Below are 23,276 nucleotides of genomic sequence, written 5' to 3'. Positions count from 1 at the left end.
TTAACGAGTTTTTTTATTTTGGGCATTGAGCCAGTCAAAGATATTGCCATAGTTTTTGCCCTTATAGACCGCTTGAGAATCACCTCCATGGGTAGCGTTAGTAGCAACCATTCCCGACAAGCCAGACCAGGTCTTAGCATTCTCGGTATTTTGTACTCCCGTAACTTCGTCATTGAGGAAATAAACCCAAGACCAGTGGCCATTATAGGTAGGATGGTTGCCAAATTCGCCAACGTTGGTTTCAAAGTAGGACAGCCATTTATTTTGGCTACCAGCTTGTAACAGATCCTTGTAGAAAGGCAAAACATTATTATCAACATTTAAAGTTGTATCGGCATGTGTCGAAATCATCCACATTGGCTGATTCTTGAGGGCACTGAGACTTGTCGCATCAATGGTCTCATTATTATTGCTGAGATAAGTATCATAAGGAGCTGCGATTGGCACTAAAGCAGCGAAATAGTTTGGATAAGCCACACCCATAGCCAGGGTCATTCCGCCACCGTTGGAAACACCAGAAAGGTAAATCCTACTGCTGTCAATATCAGGATGGGCAGCAACATAGGAACGGATAGCTGCCATCAACTTGCTAGCATCCGTCTTAGTCCATGCTGTTGGACTTTGTAGGGTCAGAACGTAAGCACCTTTCTGAGCCCCTGAACCTGTTGACGTGAAATGATTTTGGACAGAATCCTCTGTCAACTTAACAACACCACTAGCTAGAAGGGGAATATCAATATCCATACCGACTTCTCCAATACCATGAAGCCAGATAATCAATGGGTTCTTTTCACCAGCTGTAGCATTGGTTGGGCTATAAGCAGCGTACTGATATTGACCGAGAGTTCCCCGTTCTGAGAAGCGGTCCGTATCTGGTAGAATCCGATTATTAATAGCATCTTGCTCAGAATCGATGACTTGATGACAATTAGTGCCATCAGCTTGAACCTGGAGATTTTCTACCTTAACAGGGTAGCTACTAACCCATTGGTTACGGTAAGTAGCAAGGTCAAAGGTAAATGGTGAAGCATTCTTGCTACTATCATCAGCATCATAAGGAACATCAAGTTCTAAAGTAACATAATTGCTACTGTCAAAATAAACAACATGGCCGGAAGCATCTGAAACATAGGAATTAAGAATCTTACGGGCTACCCCAGCAGTTGTAACACTAGCCCCACTATGGATGACCGAAGGTGTTACTTTTTTGTCAAATTGCAAAATAATCTTAGAAACAGACGGTCCAAATTCATAGCTGCTAATGACAATACTGGACTTAACCGTTTCGACCTTATCAAGAGTGACAGCTACACCATCATCATCAAACTGGTAGGTAACTCCATTAATAACACGTGTTGTATCCTTTACTAAATCACCCGAATCAGCCTCATAGTAATGATTAGCTCCATCAAATTCAGCAAAATCACCCTTGACCTGACTGCCATCCTCATTGAAGTAAAGCTCTTGACCATTAATCTCTTGCTCCCCTGTTACAGGGGCACCATCTGAGTCTAGATAGTACCACTTACCAGAAACTTGGACAAATCGATCTTCCACTTGGGCACCACTGTTTTTATCATAATAATGGTGCTTACCATCACTGTCAGTCGCAAAAACTCCCTTGGCTTGTTTGCCAGTATCAGGATCAAAGTAGAGATTTTGTCCATTGATTTCTTGAGCACCAGCAACCCGTGCTCCATCACTACCATAATAGAACCAAGTTTGATCGTCTTTGCCCATACGGAAACGATTAACCCACTTTTCACCGGAATCTTGGTCATAATAGTAGACCTTGCCATTGATTGTTACTTCTTGGCCTTTAACTTGCTTACCATCTTGAGCAAAATAGAGTTCTTTCCCTTGAATCGTTTGGCTGCCAGTAACATTATTCCCATTACTATCTAAATAGTACCAATTCCCCTGACCATCATCAACGAAAGTATTTTTGTAGTGAGTTGTCGCAGCATCTGCTCTAAGGTCCTTGGTTTCGAGCTGACTGGCTTCTGAGGTAGCTGTTGAAAAATCCTTCTCTTCCAAACTAAAAGTTCTTGTAGCAGACTCTGATTGAGTTGTTTGATTTTCGGCCTCTGCAACTTCAGACGACTCAGACGACTCAGACGACTGAGTTTCACTATTTTTAGTCCCTGATTGTGTCGTTGCTTCATCGGTTTTAGGGTCAGCGGTCTCATCGGCTGCAACTGCTGTCTGGTTCAAATCAGCCTGATTTGTTGTTTCTTGGCTGACGTTCTGGTTTGAACTTACATTTTGATCAGTCTGGTTATCTTGATCCTGACTAGATGTTTCATCAGCTTGAACCAAGCCTGCTGTCCCAGTCAAAAAGGCTGCAACTGCAACAGAAGCTAAACCAAATTTTAGTTTACGAAGACTGTAACGGTGATGTTTTTCCAGTGACATATATCATTCCTCCTTGTAATCCTTGTCATTCTAGCATATTTTACTAAGCTAAACAATTTTTAAGAGGAGTTTAAGTGATTTTTTACATATTTTCAAAGTTCTTACAAAAATTCTGATTTATAACGAGTTGTAATAATCGTCGCTGAAGGTTTCCCTTATTTATTAGGTAAAGGTTAATAAAACCGCTAACACAAAGAAGAATTTTCCTAAAAAAACTCCAAGCAGGTTTCTGCTCAGAGTTCTCATCTATGCTTACGATAATAGAGATAGGAATTAATTATCGGCAGAAGAACCATTAGAATAACACTGCCAAAGAAAACCCAAACAAAAGCAAAATCGATAAAGCCATCAACGATGATAATCAAACCACCTAGAACCCAGAGGAAGCCAGCTAGGCGATGGGTATGATTCCAAGCTCCCTCATCATTTATATTCCAAGGAAAACGGAGGCCAACAGTATAATTTTGGCGAATCTTTGGCAAATAATTGCCGATTACGATAAAGAAGAAACCAAAAGCCAGTCCGACAAACAAAGGCGTATTAATAGCATATCCAAGATTTTTCCGGTACATATAGATTGTGAAAAAACTAGACATGAAAGGCACAATAGCATAGACCAAGTATCTTATCTTGAGGCTGGTCATTTGCGATTTGGGATCTCGATTGGTTACAAAAATACCGAAAAGATGGAGACCCAGCAAAAACAAGGGTATAAAGAGGATAACAAAAGGCTTGGATGCCCAACTATCGGCTTGACCTGTCGGACCAAAGTGGGTGGCCATCCGATTTGGTAGGTCTTGCCAAGCATAAAGACCAAATAGGACTGGCAAGAGGATAATACTGCTACTTAGAGCCAGTAATTTTTTATTAACTTTCATGATGAACTCCTTTCAATCAGTTAAGAAAATGGGAAGAGATCTTCTTCATTTCCTAAGATAACCACTATGGTGGCTTGCCTTAAACTTCTTACTAAGTCAGGTAATTGAACATTGTCAGTTCAATTATCTGACTGTCGCAAATCGGCCAACCAGACCATGACCTCTTCCAAAACGGAAGCATTGAGGTCATAGTAGATAAAATTCTTCTCCTTGGTCTCGACGATCAAATCCGCTTCCCGCAAGACCTTGAGATGGTTAGAAATCGTGGCCCCTGTCACATCAAAATGGGAAGTGATTTCACCTGCCGACAGACGCCTCTTTTTCAAAAGATTGAGAATCTCCCGCCGGACAGGATTGGATAGGGCCTTAAATGTATCAGCGTAGCTCATAGATGACCTCCTCTCTATTTAGCCTTATTTCTAAATAGATTATATATCTTCTCAAAGAAAAAGGCAAGAACTATTTTGATTTTTCTCTAAATAACTTAAATAAAAGGTACATCCGATTACCTTGTCCTTTTTGAGTTAGTTAGTGAGCGAGTTGGTCAATTCACCATAGCGATTGGCTTTCGCCGCCAAATTCTTCAGAACTAAAGTGGACTGAAAGTCTTACGACATGAAAAAAGAAAAGCCGATAATGCTTTCCTTTTTGAATTAGTGAGAGGCGTAGTCAGTTCGCCATAGCGACTACCGTATACCGTATTGAAACTCATTAATTAGCTTGTCTGCCACGACACGAGAAAAGGACGACCCTTATCGTCGTCCTTTTGGAGTTAGTGAGGGGATTAGGTAAGGCACCATAGTGCTTGCCGTGAGATTTCAAGAGCTTTTCTTTACCCAATCACGACACGGAACACTTACGGTCGATAATACCGTAAGTGTGCAGTTAGTAAGGGAGGTAAATAAGCACCTATCGTGCTTGTTGTAGTCTGTCAAGTTCGTAAGAACTTAGAGAGACTTCCTCCGTTACATCTTCTCTTCCAACTCTACATCAGGATATTTATCCGCAAACCAACGGAGAGCAAAGTCGTTTTCAAAGAGAAAGACGGGCTGGTCAAAGCGGTCCTTGGCCAGGATGTTTCGACTGGAGGACATGCGTTCATCTAGGTCCTCCGGCTTAATCCAGCGGACGGTCTTAGATCCCATAGGGGTCATGACCACTTCCGCATTGTACTCACCTTCCATCCGGTGTTTGAAAACTTCAAATTGCAGCTGACCAACGGCCCCCAGCATGTATTCGCCAGTTTGGTAGTTGGTATAGAGCTGAATAGCCCCTTCTTGAACCAGTTGCTCAATACCCTTGTGGAAGGATTTTTGCTTCATAACATTCTTGGCAGCTACCTTCATAAAGAGCTCAGGCGTAAAGGTTGGCAGGGGTTCAAATTCAAATTTATTCTTACCGACAGTCAGGGTATCGCCAACCTGATAGGTGCCGGTGTCATAGACCCCGATGATGTCGCCAGCAACAGCATTTTCAACATTCTTGCGAGATTCCGCCATAAACTGGGTGACATTGGAGAGCTTGGCTCCCTTACCAGTCCTCGTCAGATTGACCGACATGCCCCGCTGGAACTCGCCGGAAACAATCCGAACAAAGGCAATGCGGTCTCGGTGACGGGGGTCCATATTAGCCTGAATCTTAAAGACAAAGCCTGAGAAGTCCTTATCTAGGGGATCAATTTCTTGGCCTTGGGTAGTCTTATACCCATGAGGCTCTGGGGCAAATTCCAAGAAGCTATCTAGGAAGGTCTGCACTCCAAAGTTGGTCAGGGCAGAGCCGAAGAAGACTGGGGTCAGCTGACCTGCCAAAATAGCTTCTTGCGAAAATTCATTGCCCGCCTCGGTCAAAAGTTCAATGTCTTCCTTGGCCTGTTCATAGAAAGGATTGCTGGCAAAGAGGCTGTCCCCTTCAGCAATCTCGGCAAAACGCTCTTGACCCTTGTAGAGCTCCAGCCGTTGATTGTGAATATCATAGAGCCCTTCAAAGGCACGCCCCATCCCAATTGGCCAGTTCATAGGATAAGAAGCGATACCCAGAACTTCTTCCAACTCTTCCAAAAGATCCAGTGGTTCTCGCCCATCCCGGTCCAACTTATTGATAAAGGTAAAGACCGGAATACCACGATGCTTGACGATCTCAAAGAGTTTCTTAGTCTGAGCCTCAATCCCCTTGGCAGAATCGACAACCATAACGGCTGCATCGACCGCCATCAGGGTCCGGTAGGTATCTTCTGAGAAGTCCTCATGCCCTGGGGTATCAAGGATATTGACCCGTTTTCCAGCATAATCAAACTGCATAACTGAGGAAGTTACCGAAATTCCCCTTTGCTTTTCAATATCCATCCAGTCGGATTTGGCAAAAGTCCCGGTCTTTTTCCCTTTGACAGTTCCAGCTTCGCGAATTTCACCCCCGAAGTAGAGCAACTGCTCTGTAATTGTTGTTTTACCAGCATCCGGGTGGGAGATGATGGCAAAGGTCCGCCGTTTTTTTATCTCGTCTTGTAAAGTCATTGTCTTCCAATCTTTTCCTATTCATCTTGCAGAGCAAATTATCAGAGTCTGGCCCAGAGTCTTGCCCTTTACAACTCCTTCATTATAGCAAAAATGAGGGCGAAAGCAACTCAGGTCTTCAGGAATATCACAACGTACGTTTAAGACAGAGATTTCCGAACAATGATACAGATGTGTTTCGCACCATCTTGATATTTTCTACAGCAAAACATCAAAAGTTTTAATTTCTTGTTGAGAAATCCGAATGTCGAATTACAGAAAAAGCATTGTTCTCTCTTAAAAAAGCTTTCATGCGTTTGTCGTAGTCAGGATGTATCCCCAGCAAAGCTAGAAAAGAGGAGCAGACTGCCCCTCCTCCTTAGAATCATCTTAATTACTGTACTTAGAAGCAAGCCTATAAGTTTTTCCTTCATCACTCGATTTGAAGTGTAAGCCTACATAAGTAATATGGGAGGCATCGGTATCATAGTCAGCATAAGTTACTGCTAGTTCATAACTAATGTCCTCATCACCATAGAAGGATAAAGTGTAATAGGCTGAGCTTGGCGTTGAATGCTTACTCTTGATATCACTCCACTTGGTACCTCCGTCACCAGTATCACTATTGCCCGCTTTCAATGCATCATAATCACTTCTCTTCCAGTCAGACTTGTAATCACTTGAGGTGTCAATATCATTAGCGTTAAAATTAGCATGACCACCAGAGAGAACAAACTTTCCATTGTATTGCTTTTCAAAGCTCAAAGTAACACTATTATTGCTACCAGTCTTGCTATCTTGGTAAACTAGGGTCAAACGGTCACCAGAAATTTGAGCGTCAGAGGCTTTACCGTGTTTTTCAATAACATCTGAAACCATATCCGATTTGGCTTTCAGCTTCTTGAATTCACTTTGACTCCAGTCAAATTTATAGCCCTTCTTGATGTAGTCTTTAACATCGGTACTATCATCTCTGACTTTAGACTTTTTCTTGTTATTTGCAGCTGTTTGATTACTAGCTGATTTTTCAGACCACGCCGTAAAAAGGGCTACATTGCTGAAGATAACCGCCAGAAGAGCTACAGCTGTCGCGACCATTGATAAGACTTTCTTGCCGTTCACATTCAAAATCAGCAGGATACCGGCACAAATTAGGCCTAGGAAGGACAGGCCTAAGAAGAGAGGAGCCCAAAGGAAAAAGGCTAAAGTCACGAAGACAACTGACAATACCATGGAAATGATTGGTAAAATCAAGTTTAAAACTTTTCCTGATTTGGCTGGACTACTAGTCAATATCTGGCTAGGCCTGTCTTTTTTGGAACCAGCTTGCTGGAAGTTACCAGTATTTTGAAAATCAGCCTGGTCAGCATTTGCTGGTTGTGATGTTTGAGCTTGTTGCGTATTGGCACCAGTTAAGGCTGGACTAGCTAAATTTTGACTCGAATTAGCTTGAGGTTGCTGGTGTTGAATAGTTTCTTGACCTGATGAAGCAGGCTGAAACGGTGCACTTGCTGACGGACCCGACTGGCTAGCGATTGAATTAGTCTGAATTTGACTAGGTTGCTGAGATGCTGAGGATTCAGGATTGAGAATAGAAGCAATTTGCTCTGTATCAAAATTTGCAGCCTTTCCTTTCATAAATTCATCACCTGTGGGCTTACGGCCAGCAAGTGACTCAAACAATTTCATCCAGTTATCACGATTATTGTTCAGCTCAGGAGTGACAGCTTGAACCGGTGCTTGCTGGGGAACTGAAGCAGAATTTTGAACGTTTGCAAACGCAGAAAGGTCAAATCCATTCTCCATAGCATGGCTATATTCAGCTGCAGTTGGCTTGCGACCCGTCGCAGTTTCGAAAGCTCTCACCCATTCTTCTTTGGTTGCCATATTAAGTAGTCTCCTTAACTTTTTCCATAAAGGACATCTAGATTTTCCCATGCTTCTCCAGTAGAGAGAAGTTTTTTAGGAATTTCTAGAAGTCACTTATTCATTGCAATACGCTTATTCTAGCATGTTTTCTCTCATCTTGTAAAGTTCTCTTAATCGTAATTTAATGACGGTTTTCCCTCTGAAAAAGGCTAAATAAGCTCTTGCTAAAGTTAAATCAAGATACTAACGATTGCTACCAAGTTCGATACTTTTTTAGAGTCAAAAGAAATTTTTTTGAGATCTGTTCTGCCTCACGATAGCAAGATTTATTAAGCTTTTTCGATAGCGTCTTTCCGAGTGAGACTTGAAAATAAAAAGCTCAACCATTAGAATATTAGACGAGGTCTGCAAGCCTTTACAATTTTACCAAGCAAGCATGGAGGGCTCCAAATGTTAATGATTTTACTCTTTCAAAGACTAGGAATTATCATGATTTTAGCCTTCCTGTTAGTTAACAATGGCTATTTTCGTCAACTGATTGTCGAACGCTCTAAGCGTGAGAAGCTAGCCTTGATTATCATTTTTGGTATTTTTGTAATCATTTCCAACTTGACCGGAATCGAAATCAGAGGGGATAAAAGTTTAATTGAGCACCCTATTTTAACCACGATTTCTCATTCGGATTCCTTGGCAAATACCAGAACCCTAGTTATCACCACAGCCAGCTTGGTCGGTGGTCCGCTCGTTGGGACAATTGTTGGGATTATCGGCGGGATCCACCGCTTCTTCCAAGGAAATTTTTCCGGTCTCTTTTATATTTTCAGCTCCGCCCTTGTTGGTTATGTCAGCGGTCGCTTAGGAGACTACTTCAAGGGCATCAAACTCTAACCTTCAACCTCAAAAATTATTCTGATTAGCCTCATTGCTGAGTCCATTCAAATGATTTTTGTCGGTTACTTTTCTGGTTGGGATTTGGTCAAATTGATTATTATCCCAATGATGCTCCTCAATAGCCTGGGGTCAACCATCTTTTTAACCATTCTCAAGACCTACCTGTCTAACGAAAGTCAACTAAAAGCTGTCCAAACACGGGATGTCTTGGACTTAACCAGGGAGACCCTACCTTATTTGCGGCAGGGCTTGAATCAGTTTTCGGCTGCCAAGGTTTGTGATATCATCAAGCAGCATACCAATTTTGATGCTGTTGGCCTGACAGACCACGCTAACGTCCTTGCCCACATTGGGGTGGGGCAGGATCACCACATTTCCGGACAACCCGTTAAAACTGACTTATCCAAGAATGTAATTCAAACGGGGCGGCCCCAAGTAGCCTTAGATCGGCTGGCCATATCCTGTCCTGAACCGGGCTGTCTACTCAATTCGGCTGTTGTTGTTCCCCTAAAGATTAACGACCAAACTATCGGAGCCCTGAAAATGTATTTTGCGGGCGATAAAAAAATGACCGAAGTTGAAGAAAATTTAGCCATTGGTCTGGCCCAGATATTCTCCGGCCAGCTGGCCATTGGTATCGCTGAGGAACAAAATAAATTAGCCAATATGGCTGAAATCAAGGCCCTGCAGGCACAAATCAATCCCCACTTCTTCTTCAATGCTATCAACACCATTAGCGCCCTTCTCCGAATCAATGCCGACAAGGCGCGTTATGCCCTCATGCAACTCAGCACTTTCTTTAGGACCAGTCTGCAGGGCGGGCAGGAAAGGGAAGTCACCCTAGAACAAGAAAAATCTCATGTCGATGCTTATATGAATCTCGAAAAACTTCGCTTTCCCGATAAATATCAGTTGGATTATCAAATTTCCGTTTCCGAAAAAATAAAGCTGCCTCCCTTTGGCCTACAAGTGTTAGTTGAGAATGCAGTTCGGCATGCCTTTAAAGATCGAAAAAAAGATAATAAAATCTGCATCCAGGTTAAGCAAGAAAACGACGTCTATAGAGTTTCTGTCAGCGATAACGGTCAAGGAATTTCACCCCAAATTATTGATAAATTGGGCCAAGAAATCGTTTCTGAAAGTACAGGAAGTGGTACTGCCCTTGTTAATCTTAATAACCGCCTTAATTTACTCTATGGCAGCATTAGTCATTTGCATTTTGATTGCGATGACAATGGCACGACGGTCTGGTATTTAATCCCTCAACAGATAGGAGAGTCCGAACATGAAAATTTTGATTCTTGATGATGAAGTACTTGCTCGGCAAGAGTTGGCCTATTTAATTGAGCATAGTCAAGTGGTATCAAATCCTGAAATCTTTCAGGCAGAGGATATAGACGGAGCCGAAAAAATTCTTTTCCGCCAACCCATCGACCTGCTTTTTCTCGATATTTCCCTCAGTGAGGAAAATGGCTTCAGTTTGGATAAGCGTCTCAAGAAGTTAGCCCATCCGCCTTTCCTAGTTTTTGCGACTGCTTACGACAACTATGCCGTCAAGGCTTTCGAAGCCAATGCAGCAGATTATATTTTAAAGCCCTTTGAGCAAGAAAGAATTGATCAAAGCTTGGCAAAAGTACAAAGAATTCACCAACTGACTCAGGAGCAGGCTAACCCCAGCGACAAAGGCGATAAAAAGAGTCTTGACCTCCTAAGTCTAGCCCTAGCTGATCGCAGTATTGTCCTCAAGGTTAAGGAAATTGTCTCTGCCAATATTGAAGACGGGCTCCTCAGTGTCAGCACCGAGAAGAAGAGTTATCAAGTCAAAAAGACTCTTAATTGGTTTAAAACACGGGTAAGGGCTAGTAATTTCCTACAAATTCATCGAAATACTGTCGTCAATCTCGAAATGATTCATGAAGTTCAGCCCTGGTTCAACCATACCCTGCTCTTGGTTATGACAAACGGAGAAAAATTTCCAGTTGGCCGCTCTTATCTCAAAGAGCTAAATGCCCATCTAACCTTATAATCTTCCTTTAAAAATTATCTTTGCTTTTCAGAAGTTGAAATTTGCTTTTCAGCTTCCTTTTTTTGCAACCGAGGTCATTATGAAACCGCTTCCTAAAAAATACGTTAGAATAAACTTGTCAAATAAATGAAGGAGTAAAAGAATCATGAAAGATAATCAAGAAACAACCGAAAAGAAATCCGCTCCTATTTTCATTCAGATGTCAATTTATGCAGGCATCTTGCTTGTCTCACAATTAATCTCTGACTTACTGCCTAAGTCACTCCCCATACCATCTACCGTCATCGGTCTAATCTTAATGTACGTTCTCCTTTGTAGTCACTTGATTAAGTTAGAGTGGGTTGATTCGTTAGCTTCTCTGCTCATTAGCATGATTGGTTTCATGTTTGTTCCTTCGGGAATTTCTTTAGCAGCCAATCTCAATATCATGAAAGCCGAAGGACTTCAGCTGGTCACCGTTATCTGCCTCTCCACCATCCTCATGCTAATCGTTGTAACCTATGTAACTTCAATTATTTTATCTTTTGCAAATAACAATACAAAATCTCTTGGTAAAAAACTCAAATTTCACCATGTCGAAAAATTGATTAAGAAAGGCTAGGAAAAGCAAATGGAACTACTTAAATCACCCATCTTTGGAATCTGTTTCTCTCTAATCCTTTATACTCTTGGAAGCTATCTCTTTAAGAAAACTAAGGGCTTCTTTCTGCTCCAACCTCTCTTCTTCGCAATGGTCCTTGGTATTATTGTCCTTTATCTAATGGCTAAGGGATTGGGTACAGATATTAAAACGTTTTATACTCAGGCCTATAAACCTGGTGGTGACTTAATTTTCTGGTTCTTAAATCCAGCGACAATTGCTTTTGCCATTCCCCTCTATAAAAAGAACGATGTGGTTAAAAAGTACTGGCGAGAAATTATCAGTAGTCTAGTGGCAGGTATGGTTGTTTCCGTTTTAGCTATCATGGCCATCTCCAAGCTATTTGGCTTAAGTACTGCTGGTACTGCTTCTATGCTCCCACAGGCTGCCACTACTGCCATCGCTCTTCCGATTGCCCATGCCATTGGTGGTAATACAGCTATTACAGCCATGGCTTGTATTCTCAACGCTGTTATCATTTACGCCCTCGGCAGAAAATTAGTTAAGATCTTCCGCCTGAACAGGAGTGATATTGGGGTCGGACTTGGTCTAGGAACTTCAGGTCATACTGTTGGAGCAGCCTTTGCTCTTGAATTAGGTGACCTTCAAGGAGCTATGGCAGCCATCTCAGTTGTCGTTATCGGTCTCGTTGTTGATTTAGTGGTTCCTGTCTTTGGCCATTTCATCGCTTAGTCATAGATGAAGGAAAATTCAGAGAACTCTTCGACCAACAGTCGGAGAGTTTTTTTGAGAGGAAAAGCAGCAACAAATGACCTGAACAAACCAAGTCTCAGCCTCTAGAACAAATGTTCACTCTTTTTAAACGATCCCAATGAAAAAACAGCTAACTCACTGGGAGTCGGCTGCTTGATCGTTATTAGCTTGGTCGGAACTTTCTGTCTGAGAAGAATTATCGCTGGTATTTTGGTCCTGGCCTTGGTTGGAGTCTTGACTTTGGTTATCCTGGTTCTGATCGCTAGATTGGGATGAATCCTCTGTAGAAGAAGCCTCAGAACTATCGTCGGTGCTTTGCCCATTATCGCTGGTCGCAAAAATCCCCACTTCCATATCGACAATCTTGTTATCCTTGAGACTGCCCTTAATCTTATCATAGTAAGGAAGCTTCTTATCAATCTGGGACAGGGGCACGCGGACCGTATTGCCATCTTGCATCTCCAAGTTGAGCAAATCAGGTGTCGTCTTAGAATCAGCTAAAGTAATCACCTTAATTTCTGAAATCAAGGACTTGTCCATCTTGGTCAACTTTTTAATAAGACTGGACAGATACTTACCATTCTTAAGATTGATGGTGGTGAATTTGTCAGGAAAATCCGTGGCCTCAACACTATCAAGGCGAGTCCCACTCTCTAGAATAGGTACGTATCCCTGGTCGGTCTGGGCATAGGCAACAATACTGTATTCTTTGACCTTAATTGAGAAGGTAAAGGGAAAGCTATAATCGACACTAGCGGACTTAACCCAGATATCATTCTTGGCAACCGCATTGGCCAGGCGGGAACGGTTAAAAATAGTCGCTAAAGTATAGTCACTATCCTTGAGACCAGAAGCCTTTAATACGGACTGACTGGTCGTCCGATTGACCCCATCTACGGTAACATGCTTGATCTTACTCAAGGGCGTCAGGAGATAGAGGGCCAAGAGAACTCCCAGTAGGGCAGGAACCAGAACACTAGTCATCCGGCGTTTAAACTTGGTTGACTTGGGCTTGGTTTTTTTCTTCTTGGGGAGAGGCTTAACAGAAGCCTTTTTGCCCAGTCGGCTTTTCTTTTTGGAGCTGGCCTTGCCTGACTTGGACTTCTTCTTTTTCGGGGACTTTTCATCCTCAGACTCGTCCTCCTCAGACGACTTGGCAAGGAGTCGGGCTCGCTTCTTATCTGCCAATTCTTTTTTAAGCTTCTCCTGCTCCTTTTTCTCTTTTTCTTTCTGCTTTAAAAAGTCAAGATTGCGTTTCTGCCACTCGGTCAGAGGAGCTTGCTCTTGCTTTTGATTTTTTTCATCTTTTGAATTTTTGGCCAAGATTTTCTCCTTTTAGACAAAACGAATGGTGAGCCTTATTTTATTTCTTTTGGGAAATGGCAGAGCTTAACAGTTGATAGAACTCTTGGGGTGATTTGAGCTCTGTTGTCCCTGCCATGGCTGACAGATAGGCATCCTTATCAGCCAGGACCTCTTGCAGTTTGGCTTCCAGATTTTCTAAGGTCAAATCAGGTTCCAGAAGCTGGGGTGCATAGCCTTTTTTTTCAAAGTAGGCAGCATTCTCCAACTGGTCTCCCCGACTAGCCTCTTTACCCAGAGGCACGATAATATGGAGCTTCTGCATGGCTAAGAGCTCAAAGATGGTATTGGAACCCCCACGGGTGACAACGACATCCGCCAAATCCATCAAGGGTTGGTAGAGATCGGTCACATAATCGACCCGATAGAGATTCTGGCTCAGACCATTGAGGCCCTTATCGCCTGAGATGTTGATGACATTATAGGTCTTGGTCAAATCTGGATTATTGCTGATAAAGTCATTGAAGACCCTGGCTCCAGCAGACCCCCCGATAAAGAGGAGAGTCTGTAAATTAGGATCAAAGGCTTCCTTGATGGCCTTGATTTCCTCAGGCTCAGGGGCTCCTTGGTCAGCTGCTTTAGTGACCTTGGTGATAGCTCCCACATGCTGGGCCTTGGTCAAACCCTGCCCCTGGTCAAAAGTGGTGAACATCTTGGTCGCAAACTTGTAGGCAATCCGATTGGCCAGACCCATGGATAGGTCTGATTCGTGAATGAAGACCAGCACTCGGAGCACTTTAGCCGCTACAACAGGAGGAACCGAGACAAAGCCTCCCTTAGAAAAGAGGGCCTGGGGTCTGATTTTGGCAATGATTGCCAAAGATTGCAGGACACCCCAAGCAACCTTGAAGATGTCCAACATATTCTGGAAAGAAAAGTAACGTCGTAATTTCCCTGTCGCAATACTATGGAACTTGACATCCAGACCTGACTTGGCCAACTCCCCATGCTCAATCCCATGCTTGTCACCAATATAGTGGACCTCCCAGCCATCCTTTAAAAACTTAGGAATAAGAATGAGATTAAGGGTAACATGACCGACGGTTCCTCCACCGGTAAAAACGATTTTTTTAGCCATGCTTATTCTCCCTTTAGGTCCTCAAAGGCGGCGATAAAGTCATCGCCCCGCACTTCAAAGCTCTTATACATATCCCAAGAAGCATTAGCCGGGCTGAGGAGAACGACATCTCCAGGAGTAGCTTCAGCAAAGGCAATTCGAGCCGCATCCTTGACATCCTTGGCATCCAGGTAAGGAACACCGGCCTTGTCTGCTGCCCGCTTAACCCGAGGAGCCGATTGACCCAGAATGACCATCTTCTTGAGGCCCTTAATATCTGGCACCAGCTCATCAAATTCATTGCCCCGGTCCAAACCACCAGCAATGAGAATAACCTTGCTATTATCAAAGCCAGATAAGGCTTTTTGTGTTGCTAGAATATTGGTTGATTTGGAATCATTGTAGAAGGCCACACCCTTGACTTGGCCCAAAGATTGCAGACGATGCTTGACGCCACCAAAACTTGCCAAAGTTTGGGAAATCACCTCATTAGCCAGGCCAGAAAGTTTGGCGATAGCAATGGTAGCTAGGGCATTTTCAACATTGTGACTGCCAGGAACACCGATAGCGTCAGCGGCCATGACTGGCTCGCCCTTGAAATAGAGGTAGTCATCCTTGAGATAGGCTCCATCTACTTCTTCCTGGGTTGAAAATGGGACAACCGTCGCCTGCGTTTTCGAAGCTAGCTCCTTGGCCAGCTCTTGGTTGAAATTGAGAACCAAATAATCCTCAGACGTCATCCGGTCTTGCAGATGCCATTTAGCTGCCACATATTCTTCAAAAGTCCCATGGTAGTCAATATGGGTAGGCATCAGATTGGTGATAACCGCCATGTGTGGATGAAAGCGATCAACCCCCATCAATTGGAAGGAAGATAACTCCATAACTAGGGTATCCTTGTCGGTCGCCATCATAGCTACTTCTGAGGCAGGAAAACCAATATTCCCAGACAAGAGAGCAGACTGGCCGCCGGCATTTAAGACATCCGCAATCATGGTTGTTGTTGTTGTTTTCCCATTGGAACCCGTAATCCCAATAATGGGGCTTTCAGAAATCCGGTAGGCCAATTCAACCTCGGTATAGACAGGAATTCCCTTTCTCAAGGCCTTTTCCACCATGGGATTATCATAGCGAATCCCCGGGTTCTTAATCATGACTGCAAAATCTTCATCCAGTAGCTCCAGGGGATGGTAGCCACAGATGACCTTGATACCTTCTTCCAAGAGAGCCTGAGCCGAAGGATTTTCCTCAAAAGGCTTGCCATCATTGACAGTCACAATGGCTCCCAATTTTGATAAAAGACGAGCCGCAGCCTCGCCTGAACGAGCCAGCCCTAAAACCAGCACCTTCTTGTTTTCAAAGTCTTTAATTGCTTTCATAATAAGTCCACTTCTAACTAGTATAGTTCTCTTTATTTTACCCTTAATCAGCCTCTTTTTCAAGCCTAGCATTAGGGTGAGGTGACCCCTAAGTGCTAATGCACTTGGAGCTAAATACCAGCCTCCAAAGTGAACTGGCTTTCTCCTCCACTAGTGCAAAGGGGCTGGCAAAATCGAACAAGCTATTGCTATGCCATAGCAGACAAGGTCGACCAGCTTTTCCCTTCAAAGCGGGAATAAAATCTACTAGAAGAGATTTCTAGGTCCCAAACTAAGTCTTAAATTTAGAGCTCTAAAAAAGAAGCCAGTCGGCTTCTCTTCTTATGATCTAAAATGATTGACGATATAATCTTTAAAACCAACCAGAAGTTTGCGGTGCTTATTGGGCCGACTTGAGAGGCCGACGACATCCCGCAGGCTAAAATAGGCTAGGCCGACCATGGCCAGAGCTACGAAGACTTCCGGTGGCGATTGAATCAATTTAACAAAACCAAGGACAGACATAACAATCAGAACCGCAATAATCCCCATGGTCGAAATCATATTCATGGTATTTTTTACGGTCTTAGGAGCCGCAAAGAAATAATAGATGGCAATCAAGATTGCAACAAATAAATAAAACATTGCTTGAACCTCCTATGCAGTCCTGAAAAAATCTGCTGAACCTAGCAGCTTGACCTCGAAGGCCAGCCAGACTGGGCAAGCAAAATTGGCCTAGGCCAGACAAGCTAAGCCTGCTAGCTCAGATAAGCTCAATTAACCTAAAGACATGCTAGGCCTGCTAACCCAGATAAGCTCAATTAGCCGAAGCTAACTAGGCCAGAAATGCCAAGCTAGCAAGGTTAGACCAGCAAAGCTGACCAATCTAGGCAAGCCAAACCTACTTGAGCTGGCCAATCAGACTAAGCCGAAGCTAAAGACCAAAGATTGGCCTATCAGCTTCTTCATATTGCTTATTCAGCTGCCGCAGCTTTTTTCTTCTTGTTGGCCTTGTCACGGGCTGCCTTGTTAAGAATTTGCTTCCGCAAGCGGATAGACTCTGGCGTTACTTCCATGTATTCATCGTCGTTGAGGAATTCCAGAGATTCTTCCAAAGTCAAGATACGAGGGGTCTTGATAACCGCTGTTTGGTCCTTGGTTGCTGAACGGACATTGGTCATTTGCTTAGCCGTCGTAATATTAACCCCCAGGTCATTATCACGGGCATTTTCCCCAACAATCATTCCTTCGTAAACTTCGGTACCTGGGTTAACAAAGATGGTACCGCGTTCTTCAATCCGCATGATTGAGTAAGTGGTGGCCTTACCATTATCAATGGAAACCAAAGCGCCACGGTGACGACCAGAGATTTCACCAGGAACAACTGGCAAGTATTGGTCAAAGGTATGGTTCATGATACCGTAACCACGGGTCATGGAAAGGAATTCGGTTGAGTAACCAATGAGACCACGGGCTGGAATCAGGAAGACCAGACGAGTTTGACCATTACCAACCATCTGCATGTCCAACATGTCCCCCTTACGTTCAGAAAGGGATTGGATGATGGAACCTTGATATTCTTCTGGGGTATCAATTTGTACCCGTTCGAATGGTTCACACTTGACACCGTCAATTTCCTTGATGATAACTTCTGGACGGGATACTTGCAATTCATAGCCTTCACGACGCATGGTTTCAATCAGGATGGACAAATGCAATTCCCCACGACCAGAAACAATCCACTTATCAGGAGAATCTGTTGGATCAACCCGAAGGGATACATCTGTCTGCAATTCAGACAAGAGACGTTCTTCAACCTTCCGGGAGGTTACCCATTTTCCTTCACGACCAGCAAATGGGGAATTGTTGGCCAAGAAGGTCATTTGCAGGGTTGGTTCATCAATGTGGAGAATCGGCAGAGGTTCAACTGCATCAGTCGGTGTGATGGTTTCCCCGACAAAGATATCTTCCATACCAGAAACAGCAATCAAATCACCAGCCTTAGCTTCGTCAATTTCTCGACGTTCAAGACCGAAGAAACCAAAGAGCTTGGTGACACGGAAGTTTTTAGTCGTTCCATCCAACTTAGACAGGGTAACTTGGTCGCCAACCTTGATTTTACCGCGGAAAACACGACCGATACCAATCCGACCTACGAAGTCGTTGTAGTCCAAAAGTGAGACTTGGAATTGCAAAGGCTCATCTGAATTGTCAACTGGAGCTGGGATGTGATCAACGATGGTATCAAAGACCGGTGCCATGGTGTGCTCTTGGTCAGCTGGATTATCTGACAAAGATGAGGTTCCGTTGATGGCAGATGCGTAAACAACTGGGAAGTCCAATTGATCATCATCAGCCCCCAACTCAATAAAGAGTTCTAAGACCTCATCAACAACTTCTGCTGGACGAGCTGCTGGCTTATCAATCTTGTTAACAACCACAATTGGGATCAGGTTTTGTTCCAAAGCCTTTTTCAAAACAAAACGGGTTTGGGGCATGGTTCCTTCGTAGGCATCTACAACCAAGACAACCCCGTCAACCATCTTCATGATCCGCTCAACTTCACCACCAAAGTCGGCGTGCCCTGGGGTGTCCATGATGTTGATACGAGTTCCATTGTAGGCAACTGCGGTATTTTTAGCTAAGATAGTGATACCACGTTCCTTTTCCAAATCATTGGAATCCATAGCCCGCTCATCTAACTCTTTACGCTCGTCAATAGTATGAGACTGCTTCAAAAGCTCATCAACAAGGGTAGTTTTACCATGGTCAACGTGGGCAATGATAGCGACATTACGAATATCTTCTCTAAGTTTAGTCATGTTTTCCTCGATTACTTCTATAATATTTCAACCTTTTCATTATAGCACGAATTCCCCTAAAAATCAGGCACCAAGGCATGTAAACGTTTTAAGAGCTGAGGGGAGATCCCTCATCTAAACTAAAAAGAGCCAGATAAATTCACCTTGCTCTCTACTGTTACTAGGAGTGCTTCTTTCTGAAACGCTTGAGTCGCCCTGTTTACTCCCTATGCACTCCCTGTTTAACTAGGCTTTCCAATTCTTCCAGGCGTTTAGCAAAGACTTGAAAGGCCCCCTCTAAGTAGTCGGCTTGAGTCATATCAACCCCAGCCTTGGCGATGACTTCTAAGGGATAGGCCGAACTACCTGCTTTGAGATAATCCAAATAGCGGGCCTTGTCGGCCTGATTACCATGGACAATTTTCTCAGCCAGATAACTGGCTGCTGCAAATCCCGTCGCATATTGATAGACATAAAAATTATAGTAAAAATGGGGAATCCGAGCCCACTCGTACTGAATTTGAGGATTGTCTTCCTTGGGCAGACCATAGTAGGCCTGGTTGAGGTCAGCATAAAGCTCATTGAGGTACTGACTGGTCAAGACCTGACCCTTAGCATCAGCTTCATGAATAGCTTGCTCAAATTCCGCAAACTGTGTCTGACGAAAAACCGTCCCCTTGAAACTGTCCAGATAATAATTGAGCAGGGCAAAGCGTTCCTTGTCGTCCTTGGCTTCCTTAAGCAGGGTCTCGGTCATGATATTTTCATTGGTCGTCGAAGCAATCTCAGCCAAGAAGATAGAATAATCTCCGTAGACATAGGGCTGATTTTCTCGGGTAAAGGTCGAATGCATACTGTGGCCCATCTCATGGACCAGGGTGTAGAGATTGTCCAGGGTATCCTGCCAGTTGAGCAGGATAAAAGCCTTGGTATCATAGGAGCCACCCGAATATGCTCCCGAGCGTTTGCCCTTATTGGCTGCAACATCAATCCAGCCCTGGGACAGGGCCTCTTCTACTCGTGCCTGGTAATCAAGGCCAAAGACCGACAAGACTTCTAGAGCCTTGCCTTTGGCATCCTCGTAAGTGTAGGTCATATCCAGTTTTGACAGGGGCGTGTAGACATCATACATTTTCAAATCATCCAAGCCCAAAATTTCCTGCCGCAAGCTCATGTAGCCTCGCAAGAGAGGCAAATACTTGTGGACCGTACTTAGGAGGATGTCATAGACCCCTTCTGGGATATGATTGGCCTCCATAGCTGCCTGACGAGCAGAGTCATAGTGGCGAACCTTGGCCGAAAAATTATGCTGCTTGACAGTCGTGGCCAGGGTCTTAGCATAGGTATGCTGAAACTGCTGGTAGGTACTGTAATAGGCTTCATAGGCAGCCTGCCGAACCCGCCTGTCCTTGGATTCCATCAGGGTGATAAAATTACCATGGCTCAAGTCAACTTCTTGACCTTCCTCATCAAGGACGCTTGGAAAACTGATGTCCGCATTGTCCAGAATCTCATAGGTTTCCGCCCCCGCCTCAAGAACCTCCTGAGCCTGAGCTAAGAGCTCTTCTTTTTCTTGATTTAGGACATGGGCCTGTTGGGAGAAGATTTGCCCAAAGAAATGCCGGTAGAGACCTAATTCTGATTCCTCCTGCAAAAATTCAGCAAACTTCCCTTCTCCCAAGGCCAATACTTCTGGCTCAAAAAAGGCAAAGGCCTGACTGTACTTAGCTGACAGACTTGTCGCCTTAGCTGCCAACTCCTGATAAGTGGCTACTGTCGTGTCCTGGTCATTTTTCATGGAAGCATAAACAAAGACCTTCTCCAGGCAACGAGCCAGGTTTAAATAAGTCTGGGTAACTCTTAATAAGTCTTGGGCTGACTGGGCCAAGTGGCCTGACAGGTCTTGGGCCTGCTCGATAGCATCTGCTAGGCCCTGATATTGGGCCTCCCAGTCCTGGTCGCTGGCAAAAATACTGCTCAAATCCCACTTGTACTTCTCATCAATAAGTGCACGGTTATCTGTCATTGTCTCTGCTTACTACTGGGGGTCAAGCCCCCTCAGCAAGTTCCTCCTTGATTTTTCCTTTATTTTATCATAAAAAGCCGGTGGATAGAGGACCTGTACCCCCTGAGGCCCAGAAAGCCGATAGTAGGCCAGAAACTCATCCACAAAAGGCATCAGATCTCGATTGATTTGGCTAAAGGGCCCCTGTGGCGGCCGAAGCTGCGGATAATAGTCGGCCAAAGACCTAGCCAAAAGATTGTCCCCCTGCTCATAGGCTTGGGCCTGACGCTGGAGCCACTTGGGATTCCTAGCATAAAGCTGACGCTGGATGTAAGTGAGTAGCTGCTGGTCCATCTTCACCTGATAAGAAGCAAGAGGCTGCTTGACATAGGGTTGCCTTAGAAAGGCCAAGCAATCACCAGAAAAGGGACACTCCTTGACCAAGTAGTGAACACGCCCGTGCCAATCCTCATAAATTAGATATTTGAGACGTAAACAGCCCCTCTCCAAGTCCAACTCCCAGAGATGAAAGCCCATATTAGCAGAAAAATAGAGAAAACCCTTTTGCAAGGCTGTCAAGGATTTGCCCAGCCAGAGTTTCTTGCCCAGGAGCCAACGCACCTGAAAACCATGGGAATGATAGGCCTGGGTTCGCTCCTGCAATCGCTCCTTAGACAGGGATGAGCATTGAACTTCCAGAGCCAACTTATCCTTAACAAGGAGATCTGCTACCTGCTGGAGTTCAGGCAGGACCACTTCCACCCTAACCTGACAGACCGGCTTGAGCGAGCGATAGAGAGCAGCCTTCAAGCCCAAGTGCTCCTGACCTTCATTCTCCCAGAAAAATTGACAATCAGCCAAGGCCAGATGAGCAAAGTAAGGCCGCTTGATTTTTCCCTTCTTCAACCGCACCTGCCCGCCACAACCTGGACAGAAAAAAGGACCTCGACCACCCTCAGGCAGGCCCTCCAAGAGTGATACTAACCTGCCCTCCTTATCCCTAGCCAACAACATAGCCAACCCTCCATTCAGTATTGATTCACCTATTTGTTCGGGAAAGGGAAGGAAAGTTAGGGCAAACAAGTCCATTTCTGATAATCAATAGAGATGATAGAAAAATTCTATTGGCTGATTTAAAAATATGATAACCCAATCCAAAGCCTTTAACTAAAGCTTTCCAGACAGTTGATAAAAAATTACTATGAAGATATAAAGAAAATGAATGAGTCAAAACAAATACTAATTGTTAATATGGGGCCAACATGTGAAAGGAGCTAAGCCATGAAGAAAAATGTGAGATTAGGCATTGGTTTAATTATTGTTATTGCATTAGTTGTTGGAGGATATTTGGGGTTAAAAGGAAACTCATCTTCCTCAAATAATGAAAACAGTTCAAGTTCTAAAACCCTTACGGTTGGGACCACCGGTCAAACCTACCCCAATACCTACTATGATAAAAATAAAAAGTTAACAGGTTTTGATGTTGATGTTACCAAGGCTGTTGCTAAAAAATTGGGATATAAAATCAAGTGGAAAACAATTGGCGATGTGCCAGGTTTACTAACAGCTGTTGATTCTGGACAAATTGATACCGTTGCCAATGCTGTTACTATTTTGCCTGAATGTCAGAAAAAATATGATTTTTCGAACACAGTAGCTTATTATGCAGCCCAAATCGCTGTCAAAAAAATTCAGATTACCATTCTGTTTCTGACCTAAATGGAAAAACTGTCTCTGCTACTTTAGGTTCTAGCAACATCAACTTATTAAAAGATTATAACCCTGATATTAAAATCAAAACCTATGATGATCGGTCTGCCGTATTTACAGATGCCGCTGCTGGTAAAGTAGATGGGGTCCTCAATCAAAGACAATTTCTACAAGAAACTATTAAAAAGCAACATCTTGATTTGCGAATTATAAATGAAAATATTGGTTGGAATAAAGCTGCCTATCCATTTGCTAAAACTGATAACGGAAAAGACCTACAGAAGAAATTTAACAAGGCTTTGCAGGAATTGCAAAAAGACGGAACATTAACGAAATTATCCCAAAAATATTTCAACGAAGACGTTACAAAGAAAACTAACTAAGACTAAAGGAGCTAAGGCATGGATATCAAATATATAATAGAAATTTTTCCACAAATTGCAGCCTATATTCCGGTTACACTTTTGATGGCTATTAATTGCCATGGCATTAGCTCTCATTCTTGGTGGCTTTTTAACTTATTTATCTAGAATTTCATATTTGAAATGGTTGATTGGCCTCTATCTATTGATTTTTCGGGGCTTCCCAACTATTGTTATCCTGTTTGTTATCTATTTTGGCTTACCGCAACTCTTAGGACTTGGTCATAATTGGTCAGCAACGGTTATTGCTACTATCTGCCTCGCTTTGAAACAAGAAGCTTATACAGTCGAGGTTTACCGTTCTGCACTAGATGCTGTCCCAAGAGGTCAACTGGAAGCTGGCCTTGCTATCGGTTTGAAAACCAGTCAAGTTTATCGCAGAATCATTATTCCCCAGGCTATTCGGACAATGATACCAACCCTAGGAAATAATTTTACGGCTCTTCTTAAAGAGACCTCCTTGGCTTTCTCAATTGGGGTTACCGAAATGTTTGGTCAAGGTAAATTGATAGCTTCAACAAATTTTAGATACTTTGAGGTTTACTTTGCAGTGGGGATTCTTTACGTACTTATCATTTATGTTTATTCCCTTATACAAGAATTTATAGAAGAAAAGGTTAACTTCTACTAAGGAGGGGT

At 43.5% G+C, this 23,276-nt stretch carries 14 protein-coding genes and 5 pseudogenes; 6 read left to right on the top strand and 13 right to left on the bottom strand.

Annotation, left to right across the window (positions count from 1 at the left end; genetic code table 11):
• From BS63_RS0100505 to BS63_RS0100485, 6 genes and pseudogenes are all read right to left on the bottom strand, one after another.
• Positions 1-1,953 (bottom strand): annotated as a pseudogene (locus BS63_RS0100505) (prolyl oligopeptidase family serine peptidase); the annotation flags it as partial.
• Positions 1,954-2,349: 396 nt separating this feature from the next.
• Positions 2,350-2,415 (bottom strand): annotated as a pseudogene (locus BS63_RS1000000112455) (YSIRK-type signal peptide-containing protein); the annotation flags it as partial.
• A gap of 242 nt (positions 2,416-2,657) precedes the next feature.
• Complete coding sequence (locus tag BS63_RS0100500) at positions 2,658-3,293, bottom strand: SdpI family protein (protein ID WP_002959444.1); 636 nt, start codon at positions 3,291-3,293, stop codon at positions 2,658-2,660.
• A 119-nt stretch (positions 3,294-3,412) separates the two neighbouring features.
• Positions 3,413-3,682, bottom strand: coding sequence for an autorepressor SdpR family transcription factor (locus tag BS63_RS0100495; protein ID WP_002959445.1), 270 nt, complete (start codon positions 3,680-3,682; stop codon positions 3,413-3,415).
• Between the two features lie 576 nt (positions 3,683-4,258).
• Positions 4,259-5,803, bottom strand: a complete 1,545-nt coding sequence (locus BS63_RS0100490) for a peptide chain release factor 3 (RefSeq protein ID WP_028798369.1) — start codon at positions 5,801-5,803, stop codon at positions 4,259-4,261.
• Positions 5,804-6,172: 369 nt separating this feature from the next.
• The gene (locus BS63_RS0100485) at positions 6,173-7,669 is read right to left on the bottom strand and encodes a hypothetical protein (protein WP_019768954.1); all 1,497 of its coding nucleotides are present in this window, start codon (positions 7,667-7,669) and stop codon (positions 6,173-6,175) included.
• A gap of 432 nt (positions 7,670-8,101) precedes the next feature.
• Here BS63_RS0100485 and BS63_RS1000000111225 point away from each other — a divergent pair.
• The 4 genes and pseudogenes from BS63_RS1000000111225 (at position 8,102) to lrgB (ending at position 11,901) form a co-directional block, all read left to right on the top strand.
• Positions 8,102-9,847: pseudogene (locus BS63_RS1000000111225) on the top strand (LytS/YhcK type 5TM receptor domain-containing protein).
• A complete protein-coding gene (locus tag BS63_RS0100475; RefSeq protein ID WP_002959453.1) occupies positions 9,828-10,568 on the top strand; it encodes a LytTR family transcriptional regulator DNA-binding domain-containing protein in 741 nt (246 codons plus the stop codon). The pseudogene BS63_RS1000000111225 and the gene BS63_RS0100475 overlap by 20 nt, the downstream one beginning before the upstream one ends.
• A gap of 145 nt (positions 10,569-10,713) precedes the next feature.
• A complete protein-coding gene (locus BS63_RS0100470) occupies positions 10,714-11,169 on the top strand; it encodes a CidA/LrgA family protein (RefSeq protein WP_002959454.1) in 456 nt (151 codons plus the stop codon).
• 9 nt (positions 11,170-11,178) lie between these two features.
• On the top strand, positions 11,179-11,901 hold the full coding sequence (gene lrgB, locus BS63_RS0100465) for an antiholin-like protein LrgB (protein ID WP_019781883.1): 723 nt from the start codon (positions 11,179-11,181) through the stop codon (positions 11,899-11,901).
• A gap of 156 nt (positions 11,902-12,057) precedes the next feature.
• Here the strand turns inward: lrgB and BS63_RS0100460 are convergent, their stop codons facing one another.
• From BS63_RS0100460 to BS63_RS0100430, 7 genes are all read right to left on the bottom strand, one after another.
• Entirely contained in the window at positions 12,058-13,245 is a 1,188-nt protein-coding gene (locus BS63_RS0100460; protein ID WP_002959457.1) for a cell division protein FtsQ/DivIB, read from the bottom strand.
• A gap of 40 nt (positions 13,246-13,285) precedes the next feature.
• Positions 13,286-14,362, bottom strand: a complete 1,077-nt coding sequence (locus tag BS63_RS0100455) for a UDP-N-acetylglucosamine--N-acetylmuramyl-(pentapeptide) pyrophosphoryl-undecaprenol N-acetylglucosamine transferase (protein WP_002959458.1) — start codon at positions 14,360-14,362, stop codon at positions 13,286-13,288.
• Positions 14,363-14,364: 2 nt separating this feature from the next.
• Entirely contained in the window at positions 14,365-15,720 is a 1,356-nt protein-coding gene (murD, locus tag BS63_RS0100450; RefSeq protein ID WP_002959459.1) for a UDP-N-acetylmuramoyl-L-alanine--D-glutamate ligase, read from the bottom strand.
• Positions 15,721-16,041: 321 nt separating this feature from the next.
• Positions 16,042-16,344, bottom strand: coding sequence for a DUF3165 family protein (locus BS63_RS0100445; protein ID WP_002959460.1), 303 nt, complete (start codon positions 16,342-16,344; stop codon positions 16,042-16,044).
• Between the two features lie 329 nt (positions 16,345-16,673).
• Positions 16,674-18,521: a translational GTPase TypA gene (gene typA, locus BS63_RS0100440; RefSeq protein WP_019770960.1), complete on the bottom strand. Its 1,848-nt coding sequence runs from the start codon at positions 18,519-18,521 to the stop codon at positions 16,674-16,676.
• Positions 18,522-18,720: 199 nt separating this feature from the next.
• On the bottom strand, positions 18,721-20,526 hold the full coding sequence (pepF, locus tag BS63_RS0100435; protein WP_002959464.1) for an oligoendopeptidase F: 1,806 nt from the start codon (positions 20,524-20,526) through the stop codon (positions 18,721-18,723).
• A gap of 12 nt (positions 20,527-20,538) precedes the next feature.
• Positions 20,539-21,519 (bottom strand): competence protein CoiA, encoded by a 981-nt coding sequence (locus BS63_RS0100430; protein WP_002959465.1) that lies wholly within the window; start codon positions 21,517-21,519, stop codon positions 20,539-20,541.
• A gap of 267 nt (positions 21,520-21,786) precedes the next feature.
• Between BS63_RS0100430 and BS63_RS1000000111560 the strand changes: the two are divergent.
• Together BS63_RS1000000111560 and BS63_RS1000000111220 are read left to right on the top strand one after the other, a co-directional pair.
• Positions 21,787-22,598, top strand: a pseudogene (locus BS63_RS1000000111560) (transporter substrate-binding domain-containing protein).
• 18 nt (positions 22,599-22,616) lie between these two features.
• Positions 22,617-23,268: pseudogene (locus BS63_RS1000000111220) on the top strand (amino acid ABC transporter permease).
• The last annotated feature ends 8 nt before the right edge of the window (positions 23,269-23,276 follow it).

The organism is Streptococcus sobrinus DSM 20742 = ATCC 33478 (assembly GCF_000686605.1).
GTDB classification, from domain to species: domain Bacteria; phylum Bacillota; class Bacilli; order Lactobacillales; family Streptococcaceae; genus Streptococcus; species Streptococcus sobrinus.
The sequence above is the reverse complement of the archived record's forward strand: the minus strand, read 5'-3'. Positions and strand labels throughout refer to the sequence as shown.

Bases quoted from the DNA above. Each gene is read 5' to 3' on its own strand.
- lrgB (WP_019781883.1), top strand. From the start codon at position 11,179: ATGGAACTACTTAAATCACCCATCTTTGGAATCTGTTTCTCTCTAATC.
- BS63_RS0100500 (WP_002959444.1), bottom strand. From the start codon at position 3,293: ATGAAAGTTAATAAAAAATTACTGGCTCTAAGTAGCAGTATTATCCTC.
- murD (WP_002959459.1), bottom strand. From the start codon at position 15,720: ATGAAAGCAATTAAAGACTTTGAAAACAAGAAGGTGCTGGTTTTAGGG.
- BS63_RS0100485 (WP_019768954.1), bottom strand. From the start codon at position 7,669: ATGGCAACCAAAGAAGAATGGGTGAGAGCTTTCGAAACTGCGACGGGT.
- BS63_RS0100470 (WP_002959454.1), top strand. From the start codon at position 10,714: ATGAAAGATAATCAAGAAACAACCGAAAAGAAATCCGCTCCTATTTTC.
- BS63_RS0100490 (WP_028798369.1), bottom strand. From the start codon at position 5,803: ATGACTTTACAAGACGAGATAAAAAAACGGCGGACCTTTGCCATCATC.
- BS63_RS0100455 (WP_002959458.1), bottom strand. From the start codon at position 14,362: ATGGCTAAAAAAATCGTTTTTACCGGTGGAGGAACCGTCGGTCATGTT.
- BS63_RS0100445 (WP_002959460.1), bottom strand. From the start codon at position 16,344: ATGTTTTATTTATTTGTTGCAATCTTGATTGCCATCTATTATTTCTTT.
- BS63_RS0100430 (WP_002959465.1), bottom strand. From the start codon at position 21,519: ATGTTGTTGGCTAGGGATAAGGAGGGCAGGTTAGTATCACTCTTGGAG.
- BS63_RS0100475 (WP_002959453.1), top strand. From the start codon at position 9,828: ATGAAAATTTTGATTCTTGATGATGAAGTACTTGCTCGGCAAGAGTTG.
- pepF (WP_002959464.1), bottom strand. From the start codon at position 20,526: ATGACAGATAACCGTGCACTTATTGATGAGAAGTACAAGTGGGATTTG.
- BS63_RS0100495 (WP_002959445.1), bottom strand. From the start codon at position 3,682: ATGAGCTACGCTGATACATTTAAGGCCCTATCCAATCCTGTCCGGCGG.
- typA (WP_019770960.1), bottom strand. From the start codon at position 18,521: ATGACTAAACTTAGAGAAGATATTCGTAATGTCGCTATCATTGCCCAC.